The sequence below is a fragment of the Acinetobacter sp. BIGb0102 genome, from assembly GCF_003815055.1.
Classification (GTDB): domain Bacteria; phylum Pseudomonadota; class Gammaproteobacteria; order Pseudomonadales; family Moraxellaceae; genus Acinetobacter; species Acinetobacter vivianii.
Genome location: NZ_RKQE01000016.1, coordinates 1 through 18,429, shown reverse-complemented (window position 1 = coordinate 18,429; position 18,429 = coordinate 1). Strand labels below are relative to the sequence as shown.

The window sequence follows — 18,429 nt, the reverse complement described above, 5'->3', positions numbered from 1 at the left end:
TGAGATTGCATCATGGATAAATCAATTTCGAGCCAAGTAGAGCGAATACTTAATCTTTATCATATTTTACCACGAGAGCCGCAAAAAGCGTATTCAATTGAAGAGTTAAAACAAAAAGTTCGGCATTTCTATAATAATGAAATTGATGAGAGATCATTAAAAAAGAATATATTACGTGACTTAAAAACAATTGAATTCATTTTGGTTTCTGGAAATTTAATAGAGATTAAAGCGAGTGGTCGTCGGGCATCTAGTTTTTGCTTAAGTCAAAATGCCTATGTGGAGCAATTTGGTTCTGAACTCGCACTGGTTTTAGTTATGGCAAAAGAATATCTGAGTCATAATTTACCTAAAGAGGTTTATGAAAAAGCTAAAGGTTTTTTTGAAGCGGCAGAACAACAATTAGAAAAAAATACTCAAATTAGTGCATGGCATAGCAAAATAAGATTTGTGCCAGATGGGTACGGGAAAATTAATAGAGAAGAGCGACATACGCTTGTTACACAAAAAATTTATAGAGCATTACTTGATGATACTCTTTGGCTTGAAGCTTTATACCGAAAAGAAGGTAGTCATTTACAAACAAAATATATTTTAAAGCCGCAAGGTATTATTCAACATGGACAACAGCCATACTTAATTGCAAGTAAAATTGTTGGTAGTAAAAGTGAGCTTAGAACATTTAATCTGTTGAGATTTGATGAGATAGAGATCATTCAAGAAAAAGCTCATGTTGATATTGACTATTATGATATTGACGAGCTTGTAGATGGACGTGAATTTGAAAATGCTTATTTTGATAGGGTAGCTCAAGATGTATTTTTTGTATTTCATGAAGCATTATTAGAAGAGTTAGAGCTTAAACCGATTGGTAATGATCAGAGTATCCAGCGGATACAAGATCATGAATATTATGAGTTGAGAGCTACATGCAGTATTACGACAAGTTTAATGAATTGGTTGGTTGATAAATCTCATTTGATTCAGATTATAACACCTAAAGAGCTGCGTGAAGAAATAGTTGATAGGGCTACTATCGTGTTAGAAAGAAATGATCATGGTGATTCCATAATTACTTTGGAGAGCCTACTCAATGATTAAGTTTCAAGAAAAGACTGCCGAAAATGATGTATCCATAAAACTTTTGTTCGATAATTTATCTACCATTATTCAGCAAGGCTATATATTAGAAGAAAAAGTTTCACAGAAAATTTTTTCTGATATAGAGGCAATGATACTTAGCTCTGAAAATTCTATTTTCCCTGAGAAAGATTGGCAAACAATGATATGGGAAATAAGTGCTAACTTTGAATATAGAGAATTGTGGTTTGCACTCACAGATTGGATTCATCCCAAAGCTGAAGATGGGACTGTCTCGATTACACAGAGCTATGCTTTTTTTAAACTTACACACTGTAATAGAGAATATAATTACAATCCTAATGAGGAATTTCAGATCAATAATAGCAGATTCCCAACGGCTAATTTTTTTAGGCATGATCTGGGATATATCACTATACAATTTTGCCTTAATTATAATTTAATTCATGAGTTGTCATATCAATATAATCATCTTACCAAAGGCGTTGCTGACCTTAGGACTTATAGGGCAAGGCAAGAATGGAACAAATTTAGAGAAAATACGTTGATACAGTATAAAAATTTGGAAAATAAGGGGTTTGAGTTAGGGAAATATGGCACTTTTTTTGAAATGAAAATTGATGCGCTCGATTCTGAATTATTTGTAAAAGAGTATGAACAGGGGAAACTAGATAAAACTTTAGAACCTATTGAAAAAGTTTTGAGAAAGGTAAACGAGAGTTTTGATATCTTTGATGATATTCAAAATGAAGCAAAAAAATATTATTTAGATCTGATGAAAGTACAAGTTTAAGGAGAGGTAGGGGGAATGATTCTAAATCAATTTGACTTTTCTAATCAATTATCAAATTTCTTTAATGATTGGAAAATAATAGAACAGCAACAACAGGACGTTGTTCCAGAACAGCTTTCTTTTGAGCAAAAATTAGAACTATTCTTTAATAAATTTAGAGATTTACCCTCGATTGAGGAAGTTCCTGAACAGCCTTTATTTGTAGATAGTATGGCTTTGGAAATTTTTTTTAAAAACTTTGATCTAGCGGTAGAACCTCTTCGTGCAGCAAAAAAACAGGGTCTTGCTTTAAATGCTTGGAAAGTTGCTGGTTTAAAAGATGAGGAAGTACGTCATAGTAAAGTATTGAAATGGTTTTTAGATTGTCGGGGCGATCATGGACGAGGTAATGAGATTTTATTGCAACTGTTAAAAGAACTGCCAGTGTTGGAAAAATATCAACCTAAACGTTATTTTACAACGGAAGAATGTTGTCCTTTAGGTAATCAGGAAAGTCGGGTCGATATTGAAATTGATGCAGATGAATTTTTACTTTTTATCGAAATTAAAATTAATGCCACTGAGGGGAAAGATCAATTACAGCGTTATATTGATATTGCTCAAGCGAAAGCCAAAAAACGGGATTGGTTGGTTGTCTATTTAACTAGAGAGGGAAAGTTACCTGAGAAATATAAGTTTTATCAGGAACAGAAACGATTGATAGGGCTGTCATGGAAAAAACTTGCTGAAATATTTTATGAGCATGTAAATGAAAATGATGATGTAAATAGTCGTAGTGTATGGTTAGTAAAACAATTTGCTGATCATATCAAAAATTTTAATTAAAACGAATTGCTTTATTTGGGAGAAAATAATGAGTAATGTGAATGCAATAAAATTAATTATTGAAAATATCCAACTAATTGAGCAAGTGAAAAACTTACTTGAGGGTGAATTGGGTGAAAAGTTTTTTAATGCTGTGGATGCAGTAATTAAACAATCAGTTGATAGTTTTGATGAAAGAATGATTGCTGGTTATAATTTTAACGAAGAAGTAGATACTTGGTTTTTTTCACCGAAATGGAAAGTAGGAGAGTCGAATGCTCCTCAAAGTAATCAGGAGTGGAAAAATGTATATGCACTTTATCGGTTGTGGAATGAAGGTGTGAATGATGAAAAGAACAACTATTATTTAACCGATTTTCTTGAAAATGATGTCGATCGGATGGTCTTTAAATTTGAGATTTGGAGACATAATATTAATAAAATTCCTACCAAAGACTGGAAAGAATTTGTTGCTAAAATAAATCAGGACTATCCACAACTTGAACAGCTTGGCTTTAAATTTAATCCAGAGGGTAATTGGTATTTACCGATTGTAAGTTTAGATAAGCAGGCTGTTATAGAAAATTATGAAAGAGATACTTTAGAAGATGCTTTAACGCCTATCAGTGACGCATTGGATATTTTAAAACAAGCCCATCCTTATTTTGACCAAATTGTACAAGCTGCTATTGCTAAGTTTGGACGTATTGACGTAGATGAAGCTGTATAAATTATTATTTAAAAAGAGCTTTGTGTTATACAAAGCTCTTTTCTGGAAAAATTATTTATGCAGCAGACGTGCTTTATCACGTTGCCAGTCACGATCTTTTTCGGTCGCACGCTTGTCATGTAATTGCTTACCTTTTACCAGTGCAATTTCAAGCTTGACCAGATGACCTTTCCAGTAACATGCCAATGGTACGCACGAATAACCTTTTTGATTCACCGCACCTAATAGTTTTTCCAGCTCACGACGAGACAAGAGCAACTTACGGGTACGCGTTGCTTCTGGAACCACATGTGTTGATGCAGACAATAACGGCTGAATTTGTGAGCCAAATAAAAAGGCTTCACCATTTTTAAAAATGACATAACTTTCCGTCAAGCTCATACGTCCAGCACGTAGAGACTTTACTTCCCAACCTTGGAGGGACATGCCTGCTTCAAATTTTTCTTCGATAAAGTAATCGTGGCGCGCTCTTTTGTTTTGAGCAATCGTGCCACCATTATGTTTTTTTACAACTGTTGCTTGCGCCATAATTCAAACTTCCACAATTGCTTCTATTGTGCCGCAAAACGCAATCTTTTTCCAATGGTTAGGAATTTCGCGTTTAGGCTGAAGATTTGTTAAAATACGCACCTTATCTCATTCACTAGAGTACACCGCATGTCTAAAACACGTGTGATTTATCCGGGGACTTTCGATCCAATAACTAATGGACATGTTGATTTGGTTGCAAGAGCATCAAAAATGTTTGATGAAGTTGTGGTTGCCATTGCGATTGGTCATCATAAAAATCCGGTATTTAGTTTAGAAGAGCGTGTTGAATTGGCAAAAGCATCACTCAGTCATTTGAACAATGTTGAGTTTGTTGGTTTTGATGGCTTGTTGGTCAATTTTTTCCGTGAACAGCGTGCGACAGCAGTACTTCGTGGTTTAAGAGCAATTTCAGATTTTGAATATGAATTTCAACTGGCGAATATGAACCGTCAGCTTGATCCTCATTTTGAATCGGTATTTTTAACTCCATCTGAGCAATATTCATTTATTTCATCGACACTGGTGAGAGAAATTGCCCGTTTAAAAGGTGATGTAAACAAATTTGTGCCTGCCGTTGTGGTCGAGGCCTTTGAACGTAAACATCAACAAGGTTGGTAACGTGTCTTTATATATTACAGATGAATGCATTAACTGCGATGTCTGTGAACCTGTCTGTCCCAATGACGCCATTTATATGGGTGAGCTGATTTATGAGATTAATCCAGCACTCTGTACCGAGTGTATTGGACACCATGATCAGCCACAGTGTCAGTTATTTTGCCCAGTCGATTGTATTCCTCTGGATCCTCAACATGTGGAATCTCATGATGAGTTGATGGAGAAATATAAAAAACTGACTGCGCAAAAAAATGCGAGCAATTAACAGCGAACTTTGGTAAGATGCGCCACGAAGTGGGCCGGACGGTCGCTGCTGTGGAGGTCTCCGTGACTGAAACAGGGGAGGAAAGTCCGGGCTTCAAAGGGCAAGGTGCCAGGTAACGCCTGGGCGGTGAAAGCCGACGGCAAGTGCAGCAGAGAGTAGACCGCCTCATTCGTGAGGTAAGGGTGAAAGGGTGCGGTAAGAGCGCACCGCGTGTCTGGTAACAGTTCACGGCAAGGTAAACCCCACCTGAAGCAAGACCAAATAGGAATCCTGAGGCACGGCCCGTGCTGGATTCGGGTAGGTCGCTTGAGCGTATGAGTGATTGTACGCCTAGAGGAATGATCGTCCTCGACAGAACCCGGCTTATAGGCCCACTTCTTAAATTTTTTGAAAATTGTGCTTGACGTGTGTAGCGAAAGTTAAGATAATGCGCCCACAGTTTTCGGCTATGTAGCTCAGTTGGTTAGAGCACCGCACTCATAATGCGGGGGTCACAAGTTCAAGTCTCGTCATAGCCACCATTTTATAGACCACGCTCCTGCGTGGTCTCTTTTTATCTGCTGTTTTTAAATGGATAATTCTAATCCGACTTTCACCCGATCTAAAACGATTAGCGTCCGATAGATTCTGACATCCTGATTATCTGCAAAGTGCTTACGTACCAAGGCTTCAAAGTGAGATAAGGTGTCTGAAATCATAATGATAATAAAAGAAACGCCCCCATTGACGAAATAGCACTGCTGAATCTCATCGACATTGGCAAAATATTGTTTGGCCCGATCCATCACAATAGAGCGGTCTTCTGCTAAACGGACTTCAATGATTGAAGTAATCTTTTCGCCAAACTTTTTCGGATTAAGCACGGCACAATTTTTTTCAATCACCTGTTCTTCTTCAAGTCGGGCTATACGCCTTTGTACTGAAGCTTGAGATAGATTCACCAATTCGGCAATTTTTCGATGCGACATTTTATTGTCGTGTTGTAGTTGCCTTAAAATTGCATAATCAAACTGATCCAGTGAAATATCTGACACGATTAAATCTCTCATCCTAAGAAAAATATAGAGTAATTTACTCACATTCTTGCATGAAATCGCAGAATTAAACGTGGATATGTGAATTAAAATTGCATTTCTACATCGCAGAGTATGGTCATGGTAGGACTGGATTCTAGGCAAGGCATGGCCTTTCTTGCTGCTTCTTTATCTTTGATATCTGTACAGGTGGGAGCTGCCGTAGCCAAAACGTTATTTCCTGTTTTGGGTGCAGAAACTGTCGCTCTGGTTCGTCTTGGCTTGTCCGCTATTCTTCTGTTTATTATTTTTAGACCGTGGCAATTGTTCTATCGGAAGACCAACTGGCGAGATTTGCTGATTTACGGCATGCTCGTTAGTGGCATGAATCTATTAATTTATAAAGCTTTTTCCTATATGTCGGTTGGTATCGCCATTTCAATTGAAGTGTTAGGGCCTTTGGCTGTTGCGATGTTGATGTCCAAACGCAAGCAGGATCTGCTGTGGGTAGGGTGTGCACTCATAGGCATAGTGATTTTGCCATTTGGCGGAATTAACCAGAATTTTAGTTATCTCGGCATGTGCTTTGCGTTAGGTGCGGCTGTCTGTTGGGGGCTTTATATTATTTATGGTCGACGGGTGGCTTCATCTGGTGGAAGTTCTGTGGCGGTCGGGATGCTGGTCGCGACTTTATTTGCTCTCCCTGTTGGTGTCCAGCATTTAGATTTAGTAATGAGTTCCTATAAAGTTTTCTTTACCTGTGTATTTGTTTCCTTGTTCTCAAGCATGATTCCTTTCTTGCTGGATATCATGGCGATGAGGCGACTGGCAGCACATGTTTTTGGGATTTTACTCAGTGCTTCACCTGCGATTAGTGCTTTGGCTGCGTGGTATATTTTAGGCGAAGCATTAAATATTTATCAGGTTCTGGCAATTATGATGATTATGGTGGCATGCATTGGCTGTTCCTACACATCGTATAGGGAAAAGTACTAAGTTCAAACGCTGTGTTGTGGGAAGTTCAAGCAGGAAGATTGCACAGAAATTTCGACCAGAATAGCTATTGAATTAAAAAATGTACAATTGATAAGGTCTTTGTGCAAAAACCGTGCATATATCTTCTATTTTCAAGATCATAGACTTGACCCATCAGAAGTAACACTAGATAATGCGCACACAGTTTACGGCTATGTAGCTCAGTTGGTTAGAGCACCGCACTCATAATGCGGGGGTCACAAGTTCAAGTCTCGTCATAGCCACCATTTTAAAAACCACGCTCCTGCGTGGTTTCTTTTTATCTGTATGATGTAAAAATAATGAATGAGATGCGCAGCCTGTAAATGCTAAATTGATTTACAGGCTTTATTTTTTATAGGTGTTCTTCGATCGTCGCGAGCGTGTCGGAACTTTCATAGAATGGTTTCAGGATGAGGGTAATGATCGGTTCGAGTACATCATGTTCATCTAAAGCAACCACAACTTTTGGATAAAAACGTACCGCTTCATTCAGAAGGTCTGCTTCTTCCAAACCAATTGCAGCGAAGACATCTGCAAGACTTTCATCTTTATAGAAATCATAAAAGACTTTGACACCATAGAGGATTAAATCCTGTATGAAAGAAGACTGGCGTAATTCTTTCCAGTATTCATAGATCATGACAAAGAATTCTTCTACATCCAGTGGAGTCACCTGTTTGGTATATTCTGATAAAGGTTTTGCTTTATTATCATCCCAGACATTACGCGCCAGACTTTCCAGATCATCATTGGAAAGCAGGCTGAGATCAGCCAGTTGCTCTTGAATAAATCGGGCAATGCTTTCCTCGATTTTCTGTTCGATACGCTGCTGCTGACGGTGAGAAAAGCTTTTTAGTTTTTGTTGCCACTCATATTTACTTTCGGAAATTCTTTCTTCATCTGATTGGGTAAATAATTTAGGTAACTTGTTTTGTAAGGTCGTCGTTGCAATGTATTGGCACAATTGCTGAATAGAAGGGCTTTCTTTTAAGAACTGATTTAAATAATGACGGATATTTTCAAGTTCCAGAAATTTGGAGAGCCACATTTCAAATTGGTGGTCTGAAAATACATCTTGTAATTGCGCTGATGATTGCAGGGAAAAGACATGCAGTCTTTGCGCAATTTCTCCAATAAACTCTAGTAAACCTGCGCCAAGCTGCATTTCAAAGGCATAGCGTTTCACAACGGCCTGAATTTGCGCTAATTCAACCACTTCTTTGAGTTGTATGCTGGGTGCGTGTTGTAGAAAGAGCTGAATAAATTGCTGAAAGAAATCAGCAGAAAGTTGTGTTGTGAGTTGGTTTTTATAAAACTTAACTTGCTCAAGCAAAAGTGCTTGAGCAAGTAATTGTGACTTTTCAGAAACAATTTTTTCAGTCATTCGCGGTCCATCCGTTGACGATCGGGTAGCGTCGTTCACGACTGAAAGCACGCGAACTGATACGTGGCCCAATCGCGCCCTGACGACGCTTGTATTCATTGCGATCAACCAGACGTATTACTTTCTCGACAACATCGCTTTCATAACCTTTGGCAATGATATCGGCCTGGCTGAGGTCTTCTTCTATATAAGCATACAAGATAGCATCAAGTACATCATAAGCAGGTAATGAATCCTGATCTTTTTGATCTGGACGAAGTTCTGCTGATGGCGGGCGGGTAATTACACGTTCAGGAATAACTGGCGTTTCTTCCAGTGTATTACGGTATTTAGCCAATTCGAATACGATAGTTTTATAGACATCTTTAAGTACAGAGAAGCCACCAACCATATCACCGTAAAGGGTGCAATAACCTACTGAAATTTCAGATTTGTTCCCCGTAGAAAGCACAAGATTACCAAACTTGTTTGATAAGCCCATGAGCAGAGTGCCGCGAGTACGTGCTTGCAAGTTTTCCTCTGTTGCATCGGCAGGTGAGTTGCCAAAGAACGGGAATAGTGTCTGCATGAAGCTATTCACGATTGGATGAATCTCGGCAATACCGAAAGTCACACCCATACGACGCGCTTGTTCAGTCGCATCTTCTACGCTCATTTGTGAGGTGTAGGTATACGGCATCATGACGGCTTGTACTTTATCCGCACCAATTGCATCAACAGCAATCGCCATTGTTAATGCTGAGTCGATACCGCCAGACAATCCGAGGATAACACCCGGGAAACCTGAACGTTGCACGTAGTCACGGGTTGCCATGACCAATGCTTGATAAATTTCAGCAAAGGTTTCTAAAGCTGGAATGGCTTCAGCAGTTTTGAATTGTTTTTGTTCAGCATCATATTCAGCAAAATGAACAGATTCTTGGAAACTTGGCGCTTGTAATGCAAGTTGACCATTATTGTTGCTTACAAAGCTAGAACCATCAAAAATAAGGTCATCTTGTCCGCCAACTTGGTTAACGTAAACAATATTCAGGTGCAACTGTTTCGCCAATTCATTCAGCGTCTGAATACGATGTTGTGGTTTACCCACTTCATAAGGAGAAGCATTCAAGACCAGTACGGTTTCAACATTGAGTTGGCTAAGTTGCTTAACTGTGTTGAGTGACCAGACATCTTCACAAATCAAGACACCGAATTTGTGTCCCAAATATTCAAAAACAAGGTGCTGGTGGCCTTCCTGAAAGTAACGTTTTTCATCAAACACGCCGTAATTTGGCAGGTTGTGTTTGTTGTAAATACCCAATACCTGACCATCTTTCATCACCGCAGCAGAATTATAACGATGGCCATCTTCGGTTTGGTGCACGAAACCAAATACCATTACGATGTCTTTTACTTCACTTAATTGAGCAAAAGCTTTTTGAGTGCGTTTTTGAAGATTTGGGCGAAGGATTAAATCTTCCGCTGGATAACCGATGGTTGAAAGTTCTGGAAAGACGATCAAATCAGCCTGTTGTTGTTTCGCTAAATTTGCTTGCTCAATCATCTTTTGAGTATTTGAGTCAACATTGCCAATATGCGGAGAGAACTGAGCAAGGGCAATTTTAAAATTTTTCATTCAAACCTAATCCTAAGTCTTAACAAGTTTTGATACACAAGTTTTTGATTTATATAAGTATAGTTGTTAAAAACGATTGTATATCATGGCGCCAAACATTTTATATCTTAAAGAAAAATGACAAGTTTACTAATATATACTAAATGCACATTTTTCTGCGTAAAAATAACGAGTTTTTCTGTATGAAAAAGCAACATTTCTCAATGTTTAGGTAGTTATGGTGCATGATTGTGAATAAATTGAATATAACCACATCAAGTTTTTTTCATGTCAGCTTCGCACATGGACATGACGTCTCAGTGACAGTTCCAATAACGTCTAAAATTTCTAATAAAAAGAGTGACTTTAATAAACCTGTTAAAAATTTATGAAAAAATAAAAACAACTGTACTTAATTAAAAATATATTTATTTCAACTATTTATGTTTTATTGTGTGTTTTGTATACCGTTTGTCGGGAATATCTTTGCCACACTTGAGTGTACATTTGTGCACTGCTATGATCCTGATTAATGTGAAGGGTTATACATTTTGAGATCACTCAGGTGTATTACAACACTCAAATCAAGAGGTGGTGGATATGTCAGTTTTATTATTTCCAGTTGTTGCGTTTGGTTTAGCTGTCGTTGTTGGTCGTATTGGTACAGTCATGTTCCGTGAGCAAGAGCCACAAGCTTAAAAATTAGATTCTCTTTTGAATGAAGTGAGGTGAGAGATTATGACTTCAACAATTTTATTGCCAATCATCGCATTAGGTTTAGCGATTAGTGTTGGACGTATGGGTACCATTGTTAAGGATGCAATGCGTGTAGATTTTACAACTGATATGGATGTCGATCATGAACCTACGAATGAAACTCGCAAAGGCACAGCTGCATAATACCAATTGCGATGGTCTAACTTAAAAAGCCCTGTACATGAATGACAGGGCTTTTTTTATTTCTTCAGAATAATATTGGGAATTTTCTTGAAAAAAATATCGCGTGCAATATCTCCTTGCTGTTCGATGTTGTAGCTGGAGAAGGCTTTATTGGGTTTGAACTGATATTGATAAGGATCGTAGTGCTTAAAACTGAGATAATAACCCAATTGAAGAATTGCACCTTTGATAATCACATTGGTGCGTTGCTGAAACTGTAAAATATGGGCCAGCTCATGGATAAAAATCCCTTGTAAGGGAAGAGAGCACTTTGAATAATCAGCACTAAAATATTTTTGATGCACAAATAAGTTGCCATTCGGCGCCATAAAAATATTTACGGGTTGCCAAGGTAAATAGGGGATATTAAAAATTTTGATCTGTGCATAATTAATCAAGTCACCAAAGACTGGGCGTGCAATTTCAATCTCGCCAGAGGTTAAGCCGCGATAGTTGAACTGATTCATTTTGAGATAAACGATTAAGTTGGCAATGAACCGGTTTTTTAATTGTTGTATAGGCCGTTGAAGTGCTTTGATCATCTGATATTCAAGTGTGAACAAAATGATGGTATTTATTCTAGAATAAAAAAACCTCAGTTAGAACTGAGGTTTTACAACAACGAGGATAACCACCGCAAATAAGATCAGGGTTGGCATTTCATTAAAGAAGCGCCAGAACTTATGTGATTTGTAGTGGGCATTGCCAATGAGCTTTTTACGGTAATAACCACACACTAAGTGATAAATCACCAAAAGACCGACCAGACCGACCTTGAGATAAAACCATAAGGCTTCATGATAATGTCGGGTTGCATCGCCCCAGTCGACCAGAAAGTGGGCGGTAATTAATGTGGCAATCATAGACGGCCACATGATCCCGCGATATAACTTACGTTCCATGACTTCAAAGCGTTGATGACTCACGGCATCTTCGCTCATGGCATGGTAGACATAAAGGCGTGGTAAGTAGAACAATGCAGCGAACCAGCAAACCACGGCAATAATATGTAGTGCTTTTACCCACAAGAAAGCATCAGAAGGTGCATCCATCGATAATCCTACTAAGTAGGATTATGCATCCCACTTCTTGAAAATAAGGCAGGCGTTAACACCGCCAAAACCAAAACTGTTACTCATCACAGTATTCAGTTTTGTATCACGTTTTTCAAGTACAATATCGAAACCTTGTGCGCCTTCATCAAGCTCAGTCACGTTGATGTTTGGTGCAATAAAGTCATTTTGCATCATCAATACAGAATAAATCGCTTCCTGAACGCCGGCAGCACCTAAGCTGTGACCAGTCATTGATTTAGTTGAACTGAGTGGAGGAACCTGACCTTCACCAAATGCGCGTTCCATTGCTTTAAGCTCGGTTACGTCACCCGCTGGTGTTGAAGTACCATGTGTGTTGACATAGTCAATTTGCTCTACACCATGCTGTTTTGCTTCATCCAATGCCATGATGATACAACGTGTTGCACCTTCACCACTTGGTGCAACCATGTCAGCACCATCACTATTTGCTGCGTAGCCAATGACTTCAGCGAGAATGTTCGCGCCACGTGCTTGTGCATGTTCAAGTGATTCAAGTACAACGAAACCGCCACCGCCAGCAATTACGAAACCATCACGGTCTTTTGAATATGGGCGTGAAGCAGTTTCTGGTGTGTCATTATATTTTGAACATAATGCACCCATCGCATCAAACAATAAGCTTTGTGACCAGTGATCTTCTTCACCACCACCAGCAAGCATCAAATCCTGTTTACCTAATTGAATCAGGTTGTAGGCATAACCAATTGCATCGGCAGAAGTTGCACATGCGCTGGTAATCGAGTGCGCAACGCCTTGCAGTTTAAATGCAACACCTACGTTTGCAGTAATGGTGTTTGACATATTACGTGGCACGAAGAAAGGACCGATTTTACGTGCACCTTTTTCTTCTAGCAGTTTGATCATTTCTGCAACAGATGCAGTCGAGTTACCACCTGAACCGCCAGCAATACCGTAACGTGGATTGTTTGCCAAATCTTCTTGTTTCAGTCCAGCGTGTTCAACGGCTGCAACAGCTGCATTGTATGCATACATCGCACAAACGCCCATAAAGCGTTTTAGTTTACGATCAATGCCATCAAAATCCTGTTCAGCTGCAGCGCTAACATGGCTCTTGAAATTCAGTTCTGCATAAGTTGGGTTTAAACGTGTGCCTGAGATTCCATTTTTTAAAGAATGAGTGACCTCTTCTAAAGAGTTACCGATACATGAGTTAATGCCCATACCAGTGATTACAACACGTTTCATTTACAGATCCCTTTTATGGTAATACTTAAGCCCTGTGCATCTCGCTATGAATACAAATCAGGAGAAAATAACGATTAAAATGGCTTATGAGTGAATGACACCATGATAGCAGAAAGGTTTTTTATTTCTTATGGCAAATTTTATGCCTATTTCCAGTTGTGTAAATATTCGTAAATATTGCACTTATGGTGACGAAACGTAATGAAAGTACACACATAAAAGTTGAGATAAATCTGCATTCAACCTAGTATTTACCTAGAAATGCACACATTACACAACAGAGGTACTTGATGACAAAATCTAAAAACAAGCAATCTTCAGGTTTATTTGCACAAGCCTTTGGAGTGGCTAAAAAGCTCAGTTCAGAATTACAAAAACTGCAAGTGGCGCCAATCACCTCTGGGGCCGATCTTGCAAATTCATCTCATACAATAGAAGGAAAAGCGCGTTTTAAAAGTCCATTTGAAGTGGAAAAATACGAAAGTCCGCAACAAATGTTACGTCAGCAGTTCCCGAAACTTTCACATCAGTTCCTCGGTCGTCATTACACGCGCGTGAACAGTATTGCATCTTTTGTATCTCCTGATTTAGGTGAAAAAGCATCTGACTATTTATTCCAGTGGTTGAATGAGTTTAGTTCGAATAGTTCCCTGACGGAGAAAATCCTTGAAGAAGCAGGGGTGAAGGACATTATGGAACTCACCAAAGATACGGGTCGTTCGCAACGTTTGAGTCAGGCGCTGATTGAACAAAATAAATTGTTGGCAGCTGTTCAGGGCGCTGTGACAGGTGCAACAGGTGTCTGGGGCGCGGCCATTGATATTCCAGCATCGATTGTTTTGACCTTGCGAACCATTTATCAGACTGGACGTTCACATGGTTTTGATTTGTCAGAAGAGAATGATCAAGAGATTGTTGCTTTCATCTTTAAAGAGATTGATTTGAGTCTGGTTGCTGAAAAACAAACCTTGTTGGTTGCATTAAAAGCCTTGAAATCTATGCTGGAAACGCATGACCTGCAACAGTTCCAACAATTGCTTGGATCAAATAATGATTTTGATTTAGTCAAAAAGTGGCTAGTAGATGAACAAGGACAGTTTAAATTTGGATGGTTAAACCGTGTTCCTCAGGTGTCCGTGATGGGTAAATTAACCCCTGTGGCTGGCGCTGCTTTAAGTGGTTTTTATAGCTGGCGATTGCTGGAAGATGTCGGACATAAATCACAATCTATTTTTGGTGCGGCACGTTTCTATTTAAATGAACATCCGAACGAAAATATTTCTCCATTAAATGCCTACTATAAAGCGGAGGCTTTATTGAAAAAAGCGACGCCGCGTTTATTGAATGCAACTGGGGAAGAGGCTAAGCAAGGCTTAACTGCTGAGACCTCAAAAAATGATGTGATTACTAATGTGTCGATTCAGACCAAAGATACAGATGCGCCCAAAACACCAGTGGATGAAAAAGTAGAAGAGGGAATTCAACAACTTGCAGAACAGCATGTTGTTGAACATGAGCATACGGAACAGCAACCCGCGTTGAAGGCAGAGCAAGACGAGACATTTGACGAGAGCGAAACAGAACTCACGACTGAACAGAAATCAATTGATGTCGAACCTGCTTCAACAAAACATAGCTAATTATGGTGTGATGTTCTAGACATCAAAACACAACAAACCCAAGAAATGGTCAGCACTTACAATGTTGACCATTTTTACTTCTTAGCTTACAATTATGTGCCCTTAAAAAGAGGTTCTTTTCTTTTTTTAAGGTTGTTTAATAACGGGAGAATTGCCAAATGGCAACAACAAATCAGTTGATCCGTAAGGGTCGTACGACTTTGATTGAAAAATCAAAAGTTCCTGCGTTGAAGGCTTGTCCACAACGTCGTGGTGTATGTACACGTGTTTATACTACTACACCTAAAAAACCTAACTCAGCAATGCGTAAGGTTTGCCGTGTTCGCTTAACTTCAGGTTTTGAAGTATCTAGCTACATCGGTGGTGAAGGTCATAACCTACAAGAGCACAGTGTTGTTCTTATCCGTGGTGGTCGTGTTAAAGACTTACCAGGTGTACGTTACCATACCGTTCGTGGTTCTTTAGACTGTGCTGGCGTTAAAGATCGTAACCAGTCACGTTCTAAATATGGTGCTAAGCGTCCTAAGAAGTAATTCTAGGAAACTAGCCCAAGCATTCCTTTAGCGTTTCGCTTGTTTGAATTCTTCATAGATTTGTAATTCAAGCGACGTATAGTAAGGCCAGCGTCGTGTACATGACACTTGTACAAACTGCTGGATTATCCTGAAGTGTCATATTATTAGGTGTATTAAAATGCCAAGACGTCGCGTAGTCGCTGCTCGTGAGATCCTTCCAGATCCAAAATTTAGCAGCCAAACAATCGCTAAATTCATGAACCACGTAATGCAAGATGGTAAAAAATCTATTGCTGAAAGTATCGTTTACGGTGCTTTAGACCGCGTTCAAGAAAAAAACAAAGTAGACCCAGTTGAATTTTTCGAGACTACTCTTGAAAAAGTTCGTCCTATGGTTGAAGTAAAAGCACGCCGTGTTGGTGGTGCTACTTATCAAGTACCTATGGAAGTACGCCCATCCCGTCGTACTGCTCTAGCTATGCGTTGGTTAGTAGATGCTGCTGCTAAGCGTTCTGAAAAAACGATGGCTTTACGTCTTGCTGGTGAGTTGCTTGATGCAGCTGAAGGTAAAGGTGCAGCGATCAAAAAACGTGAAGACGTGCATCGTATGGCTGAAGCCAACAAAGCCTTCTCTCACTACCGTTTCTAAGCGGATAAAACAGTCCCTAATCAGGAGAATATTCATGCGTACAGCAGCTCGATTCAACATCGCTCTCTATCAAAGTGGAGGCTTTGCGGGTATTTAAGTTGCCTGCTTGGATATTCGTGCGCATCAATTTAATTGATGCGTCCTGTTTTAAATATAACATTTAGGAATGTAGACATCATGGCTCGCCAAACCCCAATTAGTAACTACCGTAACATCGGTATTTCTGCGCACATTGACGCAGGTAAAACAACTACAACAGAACGTATTTTGTTCTACACAGGTGTATCTCACAAAATTGGTGAAGTACACGACGGTGCAGCAACAATGGACTGGATGGAACAAGAGCAAGAGCGTGGTATTACAATTACCTCTGCTGCTACAACTTGTTTCTGGTCTGGTATGGCTAACCAATTCCAACAACACCGTATCAACGTAATTGATACACCGGGACACGTAGACTTCACAATCGAAGTTGAACGTTCTATGCGTGTTCTTGACGGTGCGTGCATGGTTTACTGTGCAGTTGGTGGCGTACAACCTCAGTCTGAAACTGTATGGCGTCAGGCAAACAAATATAAAGTGCCTCGTTTAGCATTCGTGAACAAGATGGACCGTACTGGTGCAAACTTCTTCCGTGCTGTTGAGCAAGTTAAAACTCGTTTAGGCGGTAATCCTGTACCTATCGTTGTGCCAATTGGTGCAGAAGATACATTTACAGGTGTAGTTGACCTCATCGAAATGAAAGCGATTATCTGGGATGAAGCATCTCAAGGTATGAAGTTCGAATACGGTGATATTCCTGCTGACCTCGTTGATACTTCAAACGAATGGCGTACTAAGATGGTTGAAGCTGCGGCTGAAGCATCTGAAGAGTTAATGGACAAGTACCTAGAAGAAGGTGATCTTTCTAAAGAAGAAATCATCGCTGGTTTACGTGCTCGTACATTAGCATCTGAAATTCAAGTTATGCTTTGTGGTTCTGCGTTCAAGAACAAAGGTGTTCAACGTATGTTGGATGCTGTAATTCAATTCTTGCCTTCTCCTACAGAAGTTAAAGCAATTGAAGGTATCCTTGACGACAAAGACGAAACTAAAGCGTCTCGTGAAGCATCTGACGAAGCTCCGTTCTCTGCGCTTGCGTTCAAAATCATGAACGATAAGTTCGTAGGTAACTTAACATTCGTACGTGTTTACTCTGGTGTTCTTAAACAAGGTGATCCGGTTTATAACCCAGTTAAATCTAAGCGTGAACGTATCGGTCGTATCGTGCAAATGCATGCGAACGAACGTCAAGATCTTGATGAAATCCGTGCAGGTGATATCGCAGCGTGTGTAGGTCTTAAAGACGTTACTACTGGTGATACATTATGTGATGAGAAAAACATCATTACACTTGAGCGTATGGAATTCCCAGAGCCAGTAATTTCATTGGCTGTTGAACCAAAAACTAAAGCTGACCAAGAAAAAATGTCTATCGCTTTAGGTCGTTTGGCTAAAGAAGATCCATCGTTCCGCGTTCGTACTGACGAAGAATCTGGTCAAACAATTATTGCTGGTATGGGTGAGCTTCACCTTGACATCATCGTTGACCGTATGAAGCGTGAATTCAGCGTTGAAGCGAACATTGGTAAACCAATGGTTGCTTACCGTGAAACCATCAAGAAGTCTGTTGAACAAGAAGGTAAATTTGTTCGTCAAACAGGTGGTAAAGGTAAATTCGGTCATGTATATGTTCGTTTAGAGCCTATGGATGTTGAAGAAGCTGGTAAAGAATACGAATTCGCTGAAGAAGTTGTCGGCGGTACTGTACCTAAAGAATTCTTTGGTGCGGTTGACAAAGGTATTCAAGAACGTATGAAGAATGGTGTATTGGCTGGTTACCCTGTTGTGGGTATCAAAGCGACATTATTCGACGGTTCTTACCACGATGTCGACTCTGATGAATTGTCGTTCAAAATGGCAGGTTCATACGCTTTCCGTGACGGTTTCATGAAAGCAGATCCTATCCTTCTTGAACCAATCATGAAAGTTGAAGTAGAAACTCCAGAAGACTACATGGGCGATATCATGGGTGACTTAAACCGTCGTCGTGGTATGGTTCAAGGTATGGACGATCTTCCTGGCGGAACTAAAGCTATTAAAGCTGAAGTACCACTTGCTGAGATGTTTGGTTACGCGACTCAAATGCGTTCTATGTCTCAAGGTCGTGCGACTTACTCTATGGAATTCGCTAAATACGCTGAAACTCCACGTAACGTTGCGGAAGGCATCATCGCTAAGTTCCAAGCTGGCGGTAAAAAAGGTGACGACGAGTAATCTTTCGATTACTATATTACCCAACTAAAATTTAGTTAAAAACCAAGTGCTCATGGGCGACCCTCATGAGCAGTTTATAAAGGAAGATCATCATGGCTAAAGCCAAGTTTGAACGTAATAAACCACACGTAAACGTGGGTACAATTGGTCACGTTGACCATGGTAAAACAACTTTAACTGCTGCGATTGCAACGATCTGTGCAAAAACTTACGG

At 39.6% G+C, this 18,429-nt stretch carries 20 protein-coding genes, 2 tRNA genes and 1 other RNA gene; 16 read left to right on the top strand and 7 right to left on the bottom strand.

Annotation, left to right across the window (positions count from 1 at the left end; translation table 11 throughout):
* Positions 1 to 12: 12 nt before the first annotated feature.
* The 4 genes from EC846_RS15715 to EC846_RS15700 are packed head-to-tail and all read left to right on the top strand — an operon-like array spanning position 13 to position 3,428.
* A complete protein-coding gene (locus EC846_RS15715) occupies positions 13 to 1,101 on the top strand; it encodes a helix-turn-helix transcriptional regulator (RefSeq protein ID WP_123775718.1) in 1,089 nt (362 codons plus the stop codon).
* A complete protein-coding gene (locus tag EC846_RS15710) occupies positions 1,094 to 1,894 on the top strand; it encodes a hypothetical protein (RefSeq protein WP_123775717.1) in 801 nt (266 codons plus the stop codon). Before EC846_RS15715 ends, EC846_RS15710 begins: the two co-directional genes overlap by 8 nt.
* A 15-nt stretch (positions 1,895 to 1,909) precedes the next feature.
* The gene (locus tag EC846_RS15705; RefSeq protein ID WP_123775716.1) at positions 1,910 to 2,719 is read left to right on the top strand and encodes a PD-(D/E)XK nuclease family protein; all 810 of its coding nucleotides are present in this window, start codon (positions 1,910 to 1,912) and stop codon (positions 2,717 to 2,719) included.
* 28 nt (positions 2,720 to 2,747) lie between these two features.
* The gene (locus EC846_RS15700; RefSeq protein WP_123775715.1) at positions 2,748 to 3,428 is read left to right on the top strand and encodes a hypothetical protein; all 681 of its coding nucleotides are present in this window, start codon (positions 2,748 to 2,750) and stop codon (positions 3,426 to 3,428) included.
* A gap of 51 nt (positions 3,429 to 3,479) precedes the next feature.
* On the opposite strand, the gene smpB is transcribed toward EC846_RS15700, so the two are convergent.
* Entirely contained in the window at positions 3,480 to 3,956 is a 477-nt protein-coding gene (smpB, locus tag EC846_RS15695) for an SsrA-binding protein SmpB (RefSeq protein ID WP_123775714.1), read from the bottom strand.
* A gap of 129 nt (positions 3,957 to 4,085) precedes the next feature.
* On the opposite strand from smpB, the gene coaD reads away from it, so the two are divergent.
* The 4 genes from coaD to EC846_RS15675 all read left to right on the top strand — a co-directional run bounded on the left by coaD (position 4,086) and on the right by EC846_RS15675 (position 5,363).
* The gene (coaD, locus tag EC846_RS15690) at positions 4,086 to 4,577 is read left to right on the top strand and encodes a pantetheine-phosphate adenylyltransferase (protein ID WP_004770918.1); all 492 of its coding nucleotides are present in this window, start codon (positions 4,086 to 4,088) and stop codon (positions 4,575 to 4,577) included.
* Position 4,578: 1 nt separating this feature from the next.
* Positions 4,579 to 4,842: a YfhL family 4Fe-4S dicluster ferredoxin gene (locus EC846_RS15685; RefSeq protein WP_004770919.1), complete on the top strand. Its 264-nt coding sequence runs from the start codon at positions 4,579 to 4,581 to the stop codon at positions 4,840 to 4,842.
* A 26-nt stretch (positions 4,843 to 4,868) separates the two neighbouring features.
* An RNA gene (gene rnpB, locus EC846_RS15680) (RNase P RNA component class A) lies at positions 4,869 to 5,224 on the top strand.
* 62 nt (positions 5,225 to 5,286) lie between these two features.
* A tRNA-Met gene (locus EC846_RS15675) sits at positions 5,287 to 5,363 on the top strand.
* A 45-nt stretch (positions 5,364 to 5,408) separates the two neighbouring features.
* On the opposite strand, the gene EC846_RS15670 is transcribed toward EC846_RS15675, so the two are convergent.
* A complete protein-coding gene (locus EC846_RS15670; RefSeq protein ID WP_123775713.1) occupies positions 5,409 to 5,876 on the bottom strand; it encodes an Lrp/AsnC family transcriptional regulator in 468 nt (155 codons plus the stop codon).
* Between the two features lie 120 nt (positions 5,877 to 5,996).
* Here EC846_RS15670 and EC846_RS15665 point away from each other — a divergent pair, with 120 nt between their 5' ends.
* Together EC846_RS15665 and EC846_RS15660 are read left to right on the top strand one after the other, a co-directional pair.
* Positions 5,997 to 6,851: an EamA family transporter gene (locus tag EC846_RS15665; RefSeq protein WP_123775712.1), complete on the top strand. Its 855-nt coding sequence runs from the start codon at positions 5,997 to 5,999 to the stop codon at positions 6,849 to 6,851.
* Between the two features lie 189 nt (positions 6,852 to 7,040).
* A tRNA-Met gene (locus EC846_RS15660) sits at positions 7,041 to 7,117 on the top strand.
* A 107-nt stretch (positions 7,118 to 7,224) separates the two neighbouring features.
* Here the strand turns inward: EC846_RS15660 and EC846_RS15655 are convergent.
* Both EC846_RS15655 and EC846_RS15650 read right to left on the bottom strand, forming a co-directional pair.
* Positions 7,225 to 8,256, bottom strand: a complete 1,032-nt coding sequence (locus EC846_RS15655; protein ID WP_123775711.1) for a hypothetical protein — start codon at positions 8,254 to 8,256, stop codon at positions 7,225 to 7,227.
* A complete protein-coding gene (locus EC846_RS15650; protein WP_004770924.1) occupies positions 8,249 to 9,874 on the bottom strand; it encodes an NAD+ synthase in 1,626 nt (541 codons plus the stop codon). The genes EC846_RS15655 and EC846_RS15650 overlap by 8 nt, the downstream gene beginning before the upstream one ends.
* Before the next feature lie 717 nt (positions 9,875 to 10,591).
* Between EC846_RS15650 and EC846_RS18355 the strand changes: the two genes are divergently transcribed.
* Complete coding sequence (locus EC846_RS18355) at positions 10,592 to 10,753, top strand: hypothetical protein (protein ID WP_004770926.1); 162 nt, start codon at positions 10,592 to 10,594, stop codon at positions 10,751 to 10,753.
* A gap of 56 nt (positions 10,754 to 10,809) precedes the next feature.
* On the opposite strand, the gene EC846_RS15645 is transcribed toward EC846_RS18355, so the two are convergent.
* The 3 genes from EC846_RS15645 to EC846_RS15635 are packed head-to-tail and all read right to left on the bottom strand — an operon-like array spanning position 10,810 to position 13,095.
* Positions 10,810 to 11,334 carry a hypothetical protein gene (locus EC846_RS15645; protein WP_123775710.1) on the bottom strand — a complete coding sequence of 175 codons (525 nt, stop codon included), beginning with the start codon at positions 11,332 to 11,334 and terminating at the stop codon, positions 10,810 to 10,812.
* A 57-nt stretch (positions 11,335 to 11,391) separates the two neighbouring features.
* Positions 11,392 to 11,844: a CopD family protein gene (locus EC846_RS15640; RefSeq protein WP_004770928.1), complete on the bottom strand. Its 453-nt coding sequence runs from the start codon at positions 11,842 to 11,844 to the stop codon at positions 11,392 to 11,394.
* Positions 11,845 to 11,865: 21 nt separating this feature from the next.
* On the bottom strand, positions 11,866 to 13,095 hold the full coding sequence (locus EC846_RS15635) for a beta-ketoacyl-ACP synthase II (protein WP_004770929.1): 1,230 nt from the start codon (positions 13,093 to 13,095) through the stop codon (positions 11,866 to 11,868).
* A 290-nt stretch (positions 13,096 to 13,385) separates the two neighbouring features.
* Between EC846_RS15635 and EC846_RS15630 the strand changes: the two genes are divergently transcribed.
* From EC846_RS15630 to EC846_RS15610, 5 genes are all read left to right on the top strand, one after another.
* Positions 13,386 to 14,735: an EcsC family protein gene (locus EC846_RS15630; RefSeq protein WP_123775709.1), complete on the top strand. Its 1,350-nt coding sequence runs from the start codon at positions 13,386 to 13,388 to the stop codon at positions 14,733 to 14,735.
* Positions 14,736 to 14,893: 158 nt separating this feature from the next.
* A complete protein-coding gene (gene rpsL, locus EC846_RS15625; RefSeq protein WP_004638184.1) occupies positions 14,894 to 15,268 on the top strand; it encodes a 30S ribosomal protein S12 in 375 nt (124 codons plus the stop codon).
* Between the two features lie 160 nt (positions 15,269 to 15,428).
* Entirely contained in the window at positions 15,429 to 15,899 is a 471-nt protein-coding gene (gene rpsG, locus EC846_RS15620) for a 30S ribosomal protein S7 (RefSeq protein WP_004655203.1), read from the top strand.
* A gap of 177 nt (positions 15,900 to 16,076) precedes the next feature.
* The gene (gene fusA / locus EC846_RS15615; RefSeq protein WP_123775708.1) at positions 16,077 to 18,215 is read left to right on the top strand and encodes an elongation factor G; all 2,139 of its coding nucleotides are present in this window, start codon (positions 16,077 to 16,079) and stop codon (positions 18,213 to 18,215) included.
* A gap of 92 nt (positions 18,216 to 18,307) precedes the next feature.
* Positions 18,308 to 18,429 (top strand): GTP-binding protein (locus EC846_RS15610; RefSeq protein ID WP_016660498.1); only part of this gene is annotated, 122 nt, incomplete at its 3' end.

Bases quoted from the DNA above. Each gene is read 5' to 3' on its own strand.
- EC846_RS15715 (WP_123775718.1), top strand. From the start codon at position 13: ATGGATAAATCAATTTCGAGCCAAGTAGAGCGAATACTTAATCTTTAT.
- EC846_RS15710 (WP_123775717.1), top strand. From the start codon at position 1,094: ATGATTAAGTTTCAAGAAAAGACTGCCGAAAATGATGTATCCATAAAA.
- EC846_RS15705 (WP_123775716.1), top strand. From the start codon at position 1,910: ATGATTCTAAATCAATTTGACTTTTCTAATCAATTATCAAATTTCTTT.
- EC846_RS15700 (WP_123775715.1), top strand. From the start codon at position 2,748: ATGAGTAATGTGAATGCAATAAAATTAATTATTGAAAATATCCAACTA.
- smpB (WP_123775714.1), bottom strand. From the start codon at position 3,956: ATGGCGCAAGCAACAGTTGTAAAAAAACATAATGGTGGCACGATTGCT.
- coaD (WP_004770918.1), top strand. From the start codon at position 4,086: ATGTCTAAAACACGTGTGATTTATCCGGGGACTTTCGATCCAATAACT.
- EC846_RS15665 (WP_123775712.1), top strand. From the start codon at position 5,997: ATGGTAGGACTGGATTCTAGGCAAGGCATGGCCTTTCTTGCTGCTTCT.
- EC846_RS15655 (WP_123775711.1), bottom strand. From the start codon at position 8,256: ATGACTGAAAAAATTGTTTCTGAAAAGTCACAATTACTTGCTCAAGCA.
- EC846_RS15650 (WP_004770924.1), bottom strand. From the start codon at position 9,874: ATGAAAAATTTTAAAATTGCCCTTGCTCAGTTCTCTCCGCATATTGGC.
- EC846_RS18355 (WP_004770926.1), top strand. From the start codon at position 10,592: ATGACTTCAACAATTTTATTGCCAATCATCGCATTAGGTTTAGCGATT.
- EC846_RS15645 (WP_123775710.1), bottom strand. From the start codon at position 11,334: ATGATCAAAGCACTTCAACGGCCTATACAACAATTAAAAAACCGGTTC.
- EC846_RS15640 (WP_004770928.1), bottom strand. From the start codon at position 11,844: ATGGATGCACCTTCTGATGCTTTCTTGTGGGTAAAAGCACTACATATT.
- EC846_RS15635 (WP_004770929.1), bottom strand. From the start codon at position 13,095: ATGAAACGTGTTGTAATCACTGGTATGGGCATTAACTCATGTATCGGT.
- EC846_RS15630 (WP_123775709.1), top strand. From the start codon at position 13,386: ATGACAAAATCTAAAAACAAGCAATCTTCAGGTTTATTTGCACAAGCC.
- rpsL (WP_004638184.1), top strand. From the start codon at position 14,894: ATGGCAACAACAAATCAGTTGATCCGTAAGGGTCGTACGACTTTGATT.
- rpsG (WP_004655203.1), top strand. From the start codon at position 15,429: ATGCCAAGACGTCGCGTAGTCGCTGCTCGTGAGATCCTTCCAGATCCA.
- fusA (WP_123775708.1), top strand. From the start codon at position 16,077: ATGGCTCGCCAAACCCCAATTAGTAACTACCGTAACATCGGTATTTCT.